Source organism: Streptomyces sp. NPDC051207 (assembly GCF_040682395.1).
GTDB lineage: Bacteria > Actinomycetota > Actinomycetes > Streptomycetales > Streptomycetaceae > Streptomyces.
In genome coordinates this window covers 37,478-48,811 of the sequence record NZ_JBFBAX010000022.1, presented here as the reverse complement: position 1 = coordinate 48,811, position 11,334 = coordinate 37,478, and the positions used below count along the sequence as shown (strand labels likewise).

The following is an 11,334-nucleotide window of genomic DNA, read 5'->3' as shown; positions in this document are numbered from 1 at the left end:
CCGCCGCGCGTCGTGTCTGTCCCGGGGCGCGTCACAGCACGCCTACCTCCATGACCGGGTCCGCGGAGACCACGCCCGCGGCGGGTACGTCGTCGGAGAAGGTGACGACCGTGTCGGGCAGATGCCGCCCCAGCGCGTCCATGACGCCTCGGGTGGGCAGCACCTGCGCGGCCCGGTGCACGCCCCGGGGCACACGTCCCCGGGCTACCTCCCGGGCCGCGACCGCGCCCACCACGCCGGTCATCGCCGAGCCGTCCGCGCCGCGGATCACCGCTCGGCGCACCGGGGCGCCCTCGGGGCCGGGCCGTTCCAGGACGCCGCACAGCACGTGGTACGGCGAACGCCCCAGGGCGTCCAGCGTGCTGGCCCGCACCACGCCGGCCGCCTGCGCCTCCAGACCGCCCGCCCGGTCGTCGCCGGACCGATAGCGGTTCAGCGCGTCGAGCAGGTGGTGACCGTCGAAGCCGTTGTACCAGCGGGCCTCGGCGAGGCCCAGGGCGCGGGCCTGGCCCACCAGCTCCTGGGTGAGATAGGGGTACACGGTGACCGGATGCGGCACACCCGCCACCACGCGCTCCTCAGCGCCGCGCAGCACGCCGCGCACCACGTGCCCGTCGCGCCACTGGGCGCGCGGTGTGCCGTAACCGCGGTCCAGGCTCAGCAGGTAGTCCATGGCACCGGTCCGGGTGAACGCGCCGAGCGACACGTAATATCCGGTGAACCGGGCGGCCCCCAGCGGGGCCCGCCCGTCCGTCAGGAGCCGGGGCAGCAGCCCGGACAGGCCCGGCGAGAGACCGGCCGACAGGACCGCCGTACGCTCGCCCGCCGGGGCGGGAGCGGGGCCGCAGCCGTCCATCACGTCCACGTAGTCGGCCCCCGCGGCGGCCGCCGCCCGGCGCGGACGGTCGGCCAGCTCGTAGGCGGGCCCCGCACAGTGGAGCACCACGTCACAGCCCTGGGCGAACCGTTCGAGGCTCGCGTCGGACCGGGCGTCGGCCTCCCTCGCCTCGGCGGCCCCGCCGAGGGAGGCCGCGCAGCGCTCCGCCGCCTCGGGGTCCCGCCCGCCGATCCTCAGCCGGAACTCTCCCTCGGCCGCGAGCACCCGGGCGGCGGCCGCGCCGACCGCTCCGTACCCGCCCAGGACGCCGATCAGGGGCGCCTCACCGCTCACCGGCCGTCCTCCGCGAGCAGCGCGCGCGCCACGGCCTCGGCGTTCGGGAGCTGGACGCAGCTGAAGTGGTCACCGGGCACGTCCACGACGCGCAGTCCCGCGCCGCACACCTGCTGCCAGTAGTCCGTCATGTCACGGTGCATGCCGGGGAAGATCTCCGCCTCGCCCGTCTGGCGGACGAACGTCGCAGGCAGCTCGCAGGGCGTCGCCTCGTGCGAGGCGACGGACACGAGGCTGTGCTTGACGATGCGGTACAGCCTCGACAGCCGCTCCTCGGAACGGAGTTCGGCGTTCCCCACCGGCATCGACGCGCCGATGGCGCGCAGCCGCTCCTCCTGGGACCGCTCGGCGAGCGCCCGGAAGACCCGCAGCGCCTCCCGTCCGGGCCCGGTCAGGGCCGACTCCGGCCGGTCGACGAGGCTGCCCTGCGGGACTGTGTTCGCGAAGTGCTCGGTGGTGGCCCGCACGAGCTCGCGCGTCGCCGACTCGTCCCGGGGGTAACCGAGTCCGACCGGGTCCGCCCGCATCAGCCGGGCGAAGATGTACTCGGCCAGCAGGTCGTCCTCCACGAGGTACGGCACCCGGTAGCTGCTGATGACGGTGAGGCCGGTCACCTCGGCGCCGGCGGCGGTCAGCCGGCGGGCGAGTTCGGGCACCAGCAGACCGCCCATGCAGTAGCCGACGAGGTGGATCCGCCCGAGCCCTTCGGCGAGCAGGGCCCCGGCGTGCCGGTCGGCCAGCTCCGCCACCTGAGTGCGCGGATCCGCCTTCAGGAACGCCTCGATGTCGTCGACGACGAGACCGGCCAGGGGGAGCCGGTCCCTCAGTGCGCCGATCACCGCGCGGTAGGGGATGAGGGTGCCCGTCCCGTCGTGCACCAGGACCCGGGTGGCGGTGTCCGCCGCACCGGCGGCACCGTCGCTGACCCGGACCAGCGGTGAGGCGGAGGCCGCCCCGGCGAGGCCCGGGACACCGCCGCGCGTGGCGCCGAGGTGCTCGGCCAGCGCCGCCACGGTCGGCCGGTTCATCACCAGGCGCAGCAGGTCGTCCCATTCCAGGTCGGCGGCCTCGGGAAGCCGTTCGCGCATCTTGGTGACGAGCCGCGCCACGAGGAGCGAGTCGCCGCCGAGATCGAAGAAGTTGGCGTCGCGGCCCACGAAGGTGACCGGCAGCACGTCCGCCCAGAGCGCGGCCAGGGTCCGCTCCATGCCGGCGCGCGGCGCGTCGCCGCCCTCGTCGACCCGCCCCCGTGCCGCGGAGGCGGTCCACGCGTCGAGGCGGGCGCGGTCGACCTTGCCGTTGCCGGTGAGGGGTATGCGGTCCACGACCTGGAGCTCGGCCGGAATCATGTACGAGGGAAGCCGGTCGCGCAGATGGCCGACGAGCGCCTCGGGCCGGAGCCGGGTCCGGTCGGCCTTGAAGCGGGACGCGAAGACGTGCTGGCCGATACGGGACAGCGGGCTGTCCTCCTCGGGCAGGCAGAGGGCGACCTCGGCGCCGGCCTCGCGGAGCATCCGCAGCCACTGCTCGCGTCCGAAGAAGGTCTGCCCCGTCTCCCGGCGCTCGTCCTCGAAGCCGTGGAGACCCGCGTTGAACTCCATGGAGGTCATGACGTGGTACGCGTCGCGGGTCGCCTCGATGAAGACCAGCCAGCCGCCGGGCGCGAGGAGTTCCCGCAGCCGGGCGAGGACGTGCTCGGCGTGCACGGAGTTGTGCAGGACGTTGGCCAGCAGGATCACGTCGAACGAGTTCGGCGTGAGGCCCTGGGCACGGTAGTCGCGGTTGAGGTCGAACAGCCCGTAGCGGACCCAGGGATGGTCCCGGAACTTCTCCTGGGCGGCGGCGAGGAAGAAGTGGGACAGGTCGGTGAACAGGTAGTCGACGTTCAGACCGTCGAGCGCGGGCACCAGGACCGTGCTCGTGCCACCCACCCCGGCGCCGATCTCCAGGAGCCGGAGCGGGTCGGGGCCGTTGTGCCGCTGGGCGATCTCGCGCATCGCGGCCACCACGACCGCGTTGTTGTGGCGGCTGATCAGGTTGTCGCGGTACGCCGCCTCGGCGGTCTCCAGGCGGCCCTCCGGGAAGAGCAGCGTCTTGAGGTCGATCTCGTTGCGCACGAGCGGGGCGAGGTTCTGCTCGGAGACCCGGTGGTAGCGGACGAGTTCGGCGCCCCAGCGGATCCGGGGTTCGAGCGCGTCGATCCGGTCCAGGACGGCCTCGTGCTCCCCCGGTGCGTCCTCCCGCAGTCCGCGGTAACGGCCGGTGTCCGGGTCCTGGAGCACCCTGCCTTCCCTCTCCAGGGCGGTCAGCCAGCGCCGTACGAGGTAGTGGTTCTCGGGGGCCGCGCCGACGGCCTCGATGACCTCCTCGGCGGTGTGCTCCGCCGTGGCGTCGGGGAACAGCCCGCAGGACCGGAAGAGGACCGCCATCGACTGGAGGGCGGAGAGATCGAGCAGTTCGACCATCTCGGCCACCTCGTCCGCCTCCACGGCGCGGACGGCTTCGGTGACGCTCGTGGCCGCCTTGTCCCGGAGCGCGGCGGGGAGCGCGGGCGCGTCGGTCCGCACGGGCTCGGCGAAGGCGACGAGCCGGCGGGCGGTGCCCTCGCCCTGGACGATGGCCGCGGCGGTCTCCACGGCGGGAGAGGTCTGGAGCGCCGCCTCGACCTCGGCGAGCTCGACACGGTGGCCGTTCAGCTTCACCTGGCGGTCCACACGGCCGAGGAACTCGATCGCACCGTCGTCCAGGCGCCGGCCCATGTCGCCGGTGCGGTACAGCCGTTCGCCGGTGACGGGGTGCGTCACGAACCGCTCGGCGGTGCGCTCGGGGTCACCGAGGTAGCCGAGGGCGAGGCCGGCCCCGGCGATGTACAGCTCGCCGGTGACGTGGGCGGGGCACTCGCGCAGCAGCGTGTCGAGGACATGGAAGCGCTGGTTGGCGAGGGGCTTCCCGTACGGGATGCTGCGCGCTCCGGGGTCGACCGTGGTGACCGGATGACAGATCGACCAGATGGCCGCCTCCGTGGCCCCGCCGAGGCTCACCACGTTCAGCCCAGGAACACGGCGCCGAACGGCGTCAGGAAGGGTGACGGGTATCCAGTCGCCCGACAGCATCGCCAGCCGCAGCCGGGAGACGTCCACACCGGGTTCGGTACGGAGGTACTCCTCCAGCATCTGCATCTGCGCGGGCACGGAGTTCCAGACGGTGACGGCGTGGTCCGCGAGCAGCTCCGCCCAGTGTCCGGGATCGCCACGGCGCCCGGCGTCGGGCAGGACCAGCGCACCACCGGTCGACAGGGGGCCGAAGATGTCGTAGACCGACAGGTCGAAGCCGAGCTGGGCCAGTCCGAGCACGCGGTCGTCGGCGGTCACCGAGAAGCGGGAGTTGATGTCGTCGACGGTGTTGAGCGCGGCGGCGTGACTGATCATCACGCCCTTGGGGGTGCCGGTGGACCCCGAGGTGTAGATGACGTACGCGAGGTCATCGGGCGCCGCCCGGTGCCCGCGGGCCGCCCGGTCCCGCGGGTCGACGGGATCGAGGGTGTCGACGGTGACCTCCCGCGTGCCCGCGGGGAGGTCCAGGGAGGGCAGCAGCGCGGACTGGGTGAGCACGAGGTGTGCCTCGGCGTCGGTCAGTACGGCGTTCCGGCGCAGGGCCGGCTGTGTGGTGTCCACGGGCAGGTAGGCGCAGTCGGCGAGCAGCACGCCGAGGACGGCGACGACCTGTTCCCAGCCCTTCTCCATCACGATACCCACGCGTTGTCCCGGCCGGCCGCCGGCGTCGAGGACGGCGTCGGCCACGGCCCGCGCTCTGCCGAGGAGTTCGGCGTAGCCGAGGCTGCGCGAGGAGGTCACCACCGCGGTCCGGTCGGGGGTGCGCTCCGCCTGGTCGACGACCGCGGTGTGCAGGAGCTGGTGGCGGCGTGCGGCGGTGGTGTCGTTGGCCTCGGCCACGCGCTGCGCCTGCCGGGCGGGGAGGGCCAGCGGGTCGGCGTCCTCCCAGACGGCGGAGGTGTCGAGGAGCCGCGCCACGAGATCGGCGAAGGCGGCGAACATGTCGTCGACCATGCCCTCGGGGAAGACGCCCTCGCGGACGTCCCAGTGGGCGAGGAGGCCACCGGCGTCGTTCATGACCTGGCAGTCGATCCATACCTGGGGGGTCTGGGTGATGCCGTGGACCAGCTCGCCTCCGGGCATCAGCGAGGAGGCGGACTCCTCCCCCGCGGAGCCGCTGACGGTGCTGGTGAAGGTGACCGGCAGCAGTGCTTCGGCACGCCCGCGGCGGCGGGCCAGCTCCCGCAGCACCTCGACGCCCGAGCAGAGCCGGTGGTCCATGTCCTCCCAGAGGCGGCCCTGCACGGTCCGCATGCGGTCGGCCAGCGTCGTGCCTTCGGCGAGGTCCACGGCGAGCAGGCTCGTGGAGCTGAAGTCGCCGACGACGCGGTCGACATCGGGCAGCAGCGGGAGCCGGTTCTGCACGGTGAGGCTGAGGGTGAAGCGGGGGTGGCGGCTCCAGCGGCCGACCGTCTCGGCGAAGGCCTGCAGGAGGACAGTGGAGGCGGTCACTCCGGCCTCGGTGGAGCGTCGGGTCAGGGTCTCCCACTGCGCGGGCGTCAGCCGCAGCCCGTGCCGGGTGAAGCGCGGCGGGGCGCTGAGCGAGTCGGTGCGCAGCGGCAGGTCGGGGGCGGCCGGCAGGTCGTCGATCCGGGACCACCAGTAGTCGCGGTCGCGCCGGTAGCGGGTGCCCTCACGCGCCGCGCCCGCGGCGAGCACGTAGTCGCGGAACGTGCCGCCCCGAGGCTCGAGCCGCGGGGTACCCGTACACAGGTCCGCCAGCTCGGCGAGCAGCAGCCGGATACTGCTGTAGTCGCAGATGAGCAGGTCGACGGCCACGTGCAGGACCAGGGCCTCGTCGGTCTCGGTGGCACGCAGGTCGAACAGGGGCCACTGCTCGGTCGGCCGCACCTGGTGCGACATCTCGCTCCGAGTCGCCTCCAGCGCACGCTCCCGGACCTCGGCGGCAGCGCCGCGCAGATCCTCGCGACGGACCTGGTAGTACGGAACCTCCGGCAGCACACGCTGGTACCCCTCGGCGGCGACCACCGCGCGCAGCATGGGGTGACGCCGAATCAGCTGGTTCCAGGCCTCCTCGATCCGATCGGCCCCCCAGTGCGGGAGAGCGATCTCCAGGTAGCCGTGGCAGGCCACACCGCCGTAATCGAACGCCCCGCTCCGCCCGAGCAGGTACGCAGCCTGGACATCCGTGAGCGGGAAGGGTTCGTGCGCCGCCGCGGGATCGGCGACGACGGCGGGCCCGTACTCCTCGACGCGCAGCAGAGCGAGGACGGCGTCGCGGTGGGTGCGGAGCGTCTCCAGTCGCTCTGACGTCATCACCCCCTGTGGGGCGCGATAGCGGAGCTTCCCTCCCTCCTCGTACATCACCACTCCGGCCGTTTCCAGTTCGGCCACGAACTCCCCGACATTCATGATCCGTCGCCCCTCCTCGCCCCTTGAGCGCGCACTCTGCTGAAACAGCCACGCGAGGATGTCAGCTTGGTGCATCGGCACTGGCGAAGTTCTGGATGTCCGTCTGGCCCGTAGTCGTCGGTCAGCCGCATCAGGAACGACTCCAGGCCGTCGGCGTCGATCTGTCAGTCCATGCCGGTGCGGGGCACGTCGGGCAGACGGACCTCGCGGGCGTACGGGACGGGGCCGGCCGGGTCATCGGCGACCGTGACCGGGAAGTCGTAGTTGAGGCCGTGCCAGTCGAGCGGGACGGCCATCGTCTCCAGGTCGCCCGGGCGCTCCGGCAGTTGGACGCCGTAGAGCTTACGCATGTCGGCGGGGAAGCCCCGGCCGTAGACCGGGTCGAGCCACCAGCGGTTGGTGTGGCCGTCCATACGGACGGCCGCCGCGAGGTCCTCCGGGCGGGTGGAGGCGGCCTCCACGGTCGAGTGGTTGGTCACGAGCCCGACCCGGGCGCCCGGCGCCGCCGCACGGATCGCCTGCGCGGCCAGTCCGTGGCCGAGGAGCAGGTGGTAGGAGGCGTGCACGGCGGCGGTGAAGTCGGTGAGGCCGGGGGCCATCCGCCCTTCGAGGTGGCCGATCCAGCCCGAGCACAGGGGTTCGTTCAAGGTGACCCAACGGGTGACCCGGCCGCCCAGCCGTCCGGCGACGACGGAGGCGTAGGCGGCGAGGTGTTCGGCCGTGTCGCGGCTGGTCCAGCCGCCGCGGGCCTGGAGGGCCTGGGGAAAATCCCAGTGGTAGAGGGTGATGTTGGGGGGTGATGCCGGCGTCGAGGAGGCCGTCGACGAGCCGGTCGTAGAAGTCGAGGCCGGCCGCGTTTGACCGGCCCGTCGCCGGCGGGCAGGACGCGGGGCCAGGCGATGGACATGCGGTAGGCGTACGGAGGCGAAGAGGACCTCGCCCCAGGCGGTCATGAAGGCGCAGACCGCGACTGCCACGATGCCCGGGACGGCCGCCAGGACGACGACCCTGAAGAGAGCGCCGAGCGACCCGCAGCCGTCCACCTTGGCCGCCTCGGCAGGGAGAAGGTGAGGTAGGTGAGGATCAGGCCGAGGCGGGAGCCGAGGAGGGCGATGCCGGTGGCCTTGCCGATGTTGACGTAGATGAGGAACAGCGGCAGCAGGAACAGGATGCCGGGGAACATCTGGGTCGAGAGCACCGTGACGGTGAAGACCCGCTTGTGGAGCACGTGGCCGGGATGAGCGATCCCGGCCACTGCGCAGGGAGATCCGATGGCCGACGGCCCGCGGTGGGCGCCGCCGGTGGGTCGCCCCCGGTCAGCGCGCGTCTCCTGTCGTCGAGAACGTGATGATGTCCCCGTGCGCGAAGTCGCCCGGTGGAATGCCCGGGTGGTGGCTCTCCGGGCGTGAGTGCGGGGCGGTGACGCCCAGGGCGAGCCGGGAGACGATGCGGTAGCGGTCGCCCCGGTAGACCGAGTGGACGTACTCGACCGGATGACCGGCGGTGTCAGTGGTCAGGCGCTCGATCAGCAGGGCGGGTGAGAGAACCGGGACGTCGAGCACGCCGGCTTCGGCCTCGTTGACGACGGTCGGCTCGATGGACTGCACCGCCTGGTCGACGTGGACCTGGTGGTGCTCCCGCAGGTGGTCGTACAGGTCTCCTGCCTCCAGCTCCTGCGGAGTGAGGGAGGGGACCAGGTCGGCGGGGATGTGCAGGTGCTCTATGGCCATCGGCGTTCCGTCGACCAGCCGCAGCCGGGCGATGTAGACCACCTCGGCAGCCGGGGAGACACGCAGCTTGCGGCCGATGCGGGCGCCCGCGCGGATGGTGTCCAGTCTCAGCAGCCTGCTGGACCAGGTGCCCCCGGCCCTGGGGACGGCGAAGGCGGCGTCGTCCGAGACCAGTTCTTGGGTGATCTTGGCGGGGGCGACGAACATGCCTCGGCCGTGTTCGCGTACGAGCTGGCCGGTGGCGACGAGTTCGTCGACGGCGGCGCGCAGGGTGGGGCGGGAGACGCCCAGTTCGGCGCTGAGCGTGCGTTCCGAGGGGATGGCGTCGCCGGGTCGGCGTACCTCGATCAGGCCGAGGAGGAACTCCCGGACCCGCTCCCGCTTGAGTACGGCACCTGAGGGGTTGCTCTCCATGACTCCGACCTCTCTGCCTCGCCGCCCACAACTGGTCTGGTGGTAAACGGCAGTTTAGGCGTTCACCGTTACCCCGCCTACCGAAAAACCCTTGTTTCCCGGGGGGTTGACGCCCAGATTGGTCTATGCCACCTTCGAGCCACACCGTTGCCCAGTTGACCAACTGGTCAACTCTCCCTTGAGGTGAATCCAGTGAAGATCCGCTTCATCCCCACTGCCGCGGCACTCGCGGCCGCTTGTGCGCTCACCGCCTGCAGTACCTCCTCGTCCGGCTCCGACCGGGCGGCCGGCCCGGACACACTGACCGTATGGATCATGAAGGACAGCGTCACCGACGCCTTCCTCCAGCGATTCGAGAAGGACTTCGAGCGGCAGCACAAGGACACGGTCCTGGACGTCCAGATACAGGAGTGGGACGGAATCGGCGAGAGGATCACCGCCGCGCTCGCGAGCAAGGACGCCCCCGACGTGATCGAGGTGGGGAACACCCAGGTCGCGCAGTACGCGCAGAGCGGCGGCGTCCTCGACCTGAGTGACAAGGTCGGGGAACTGCGGGGCGGTGACTGGCTCCCCGGCCTCGCCGAGCCGGGGAAGATCGACGGCAAGCAGTACGGCGTTCCCTGGTACGCGGCCAACCGCGTCGTGATCTACAACAAGGATCTCTTCACCAAGGCCGGGATCACCTCCCCGCCCAGGACCCGTGACGAGTGGCTGCGGATCACCGGAAAGCTGAACCGGGGCAAGACGCAGGGCATCTATCTGCCCGGTCAGAACTGGTACACCCTCGCCGGCTTCATCTGGGAGGAGGGTGGAGAACTCGCCGAGAAGAACGGTGACCGGTGGAAGGGCTCGCTCGACAGCCCGGAAGCTCTCCGGGGCATGGATTTCTACCAGCGGCTCCAGGCGCTGGGCCAGGGCCCCAGGGATTCCGACGAGGCCAAGCCGCCGCAGGCGGACGTATTCGCCAAGGGGGACGTCGCCCAGATCATCGCCGTTCCCGGCGGCGCCAAGATCATCGAGCAGGCCAACCCGGCCCTCGCGGGCAAGCTCGGCTTCTTCCCGATCCCCGGCCGCACGGCGGGCAGACCGGGAACCACCTTCACCGGCGGTTCGGATCTGATCATCCCCGCCGCCTCCGCCCACCCCGACGCGGCCTACCAAGTGGTCAAATCGCTCGCCGGGGAGAAGTGGCAGAGGGATCTGGCCAAAACCATGAGCTACGTGCCCAACCGGACGTCGCTGGCCGACGCCCTGGAGGACGACGAGGGCACCGCCGCCATGGCCGCGGCAGCCGCGCGCGGGCGCGCGACGCCCAACTCCCCGCAGTGGGCCGCCGTCGAGGCCACCAACCCGATCAAGGAGTACATGACCGCGGTGCTGACCGGAAGCGACCCGCGGAAGGCCGCGACGGACGCCTCGGACGCCATCAGCAAGACGCTCAACTCATGAGCGGCGCCTGGTCGGGGAAGAGAGCATGACGCGCCCCGCCACCCGTCCCGGCACGGCAGCCGGCCCGGTCGCAGAAGCGACAGCTCATGCTGCCGCGCCCGCGTCGGCTTCCGCGTCGGCCGGACGCAGACGCGCCGTTCCCGGCGCCCTGTGGCCCTACCTGCTCATCGCCCCCACGGTCGTCGGCATCGCCTTCCTCCTCGCCTACCCCCTCGCCCGCAATCTGCTGATCTCCCTCCAGCACTACGGGATGGCCGAACTGATCCGGGGAGGCGCGGACTTCGCCGGCCTGGAGAACTACCGGGAGATCCTGCGCGACGGCGAGTTCTGGCAGGTCGCCCGGCGCACGCTGTGGTGGACCGGGATCAACGTCGTACTCATCATGGTGATCGGCACGGTCGTCGCGCTCATGCTCCAGCGGTTGGGCAAGCGGATGCGGACCCTGGTCCTGAGCGGACTGGTGCTCGCCTGGGCCAGCCCCGTCATCGCCACGACCACCGTCTTCCAGTGGCTCTTCTCCTCCCGCCTGGGAGTGGTCAACTGGCTGCTGGTCCGGCTGGGGTTCGACTCCTTCCAGGACTACTCCTGGCTGGCACACGGGCCGGCGGCCTTCACCGTCCTGGTCCTGCTCGTCGTGTGGCAGTCCGTGCCGTTCGTCGCCATCACCCTGCACTCCGCACTGACCACGGTTCCCGCCGAACTCTTCGAATCGGCCCGCATCGACGGCGCCGGCGGCTGGCGCACCTTCCGCTCGATCACCCTGCCTCTCCTCAGGCCGATCTTCGGACTCCTCCTGAGCCTCGAAGTCATCTGGGTCTTCCGGTGCTTCGCCCAGATCTGGGCCGTCACCGGGGGCGGTCCCGGTGGAGCGACCACCACCCTGCCGGTCTACTCCTACCAGGTGGCCCGGTCACTGCACCGCTACGACCTCGGAGCCGCCGCGGCGACCCTCACCGTACTCATCCTGATCGCCGTGCTGATCCTCTACTTCCGTCAGATGTTCCGGCAGGAGGCCGAGCTGTGAGCCCCGTCCCCGCATCCAGGTCCGGCACGCTGCGGCGGCTGCCCCTGAACGCCGGCGCGC

5 protein-coding genes and 2 pseudogenes are annotated in these 11,334 nt (G+C 71.7%); 2 read left to right on the top strand and 5 right to left on the bottom strand.

What is annotated here, in order from left to right:
* Nucleotides 1-31 precede the first annotated feature (31 nt).
* The 5 genes and pseudogenes from AB0M97_RS21455 to AB0M97_RS21435 form a co-directional block, all read right to left on the bottom strand.
* Nucleotides 32-1,171, bottom strand: a complete 1,140-nt coding sequence (locus AB0M97_RS21455; RefSeq protein ID WP_365962515.1) for a saccharopine dehydrogenase NADP-binding domain-containing protein — start codon at nucleotides 1,169-1,171, stop codon at nucleotides 32-34.
* Nucleotides 1,168-6,657 (bottom strand): amino acid adenylation domain-containing protein, encoded by a 5,490-nt coding sequence (locus AB0M97_RS21450; RefSeq protein WP_365962514.1) that lies wholly within the window; start codon nucleotides 6,655-6,657, stop codon nucleotides 1,168-1,170. The genes AB0M97_RS21455 and AB0M97_RS21450 overlap by 4 nt, the downstream gene beginning before the upstream one ends.
* A 167-nt stretch (nucleotides 6,658-6,824) precedes the next feature.
* Nucleotides 6,825-7,564 (bottom strand): annotated as a pseudogene (locus AB0M97_RS21445) (family 1 glycosylhydrolase); the annotation flags it as partial.
* Between the two features lie 10 nt (nucleotides 7,565-7,574).
* Nucleotides 7,575-7,876: pseudogene (locus AB0M97_RS21440) on the bottom strand (carbohydrate ABC transporter permease); the annotation flags it as partial.
* A 97-nt stretch (nucleotides 7,877-7,973) separates the two neighbouring features.
* Complete coding sequence (locus AB0M97_RS21435; RefSeq protein ID WP_365962513.1) at nucleotides 7,974-8,801, bottom strand: GntR family transcriptional regulator; 828 nt, start codon at nucleotides 8,799-8,801, stop codon at nucleotides 7,974-7,976.
* Nucleotides 8,802-8,993: 192 nt separating this feature from the next.
* Between AB0M97_RS21435 and AB0M97_RS21430 the strand changes: the two genes are divergently transcribed.
* Nucleotides 8,994-10,250 carry an extracellular solute-binding protein gene (locus AB0M97_RS21430; protein ID WP_365962512.1) on the top strand — a complete coding sequence of 419 codons (1,257 nt, stop codon included), beginning with the start codon at nucleotides 8,994-8,996 and terminating at the stop codon, nucleotides 10,248-10,250.
* A 25-nt stretch (nucleotides 10,251-10,275) separates the two neighbouring features.
* Nucleotides 10,276-11,274, top strand: a complete 999-nt coding sequence (locus AB0M97_RS21425; protein WP_365962511.1) for a sugar ABC transporter permease — start codon at nucleotides 10,276-10,278, stop codon at nucleotides 11,272-11,274.
* The last annotated feature ends 60 nt before the right edge of the window (nucleotides 11,275-11,334 follow it).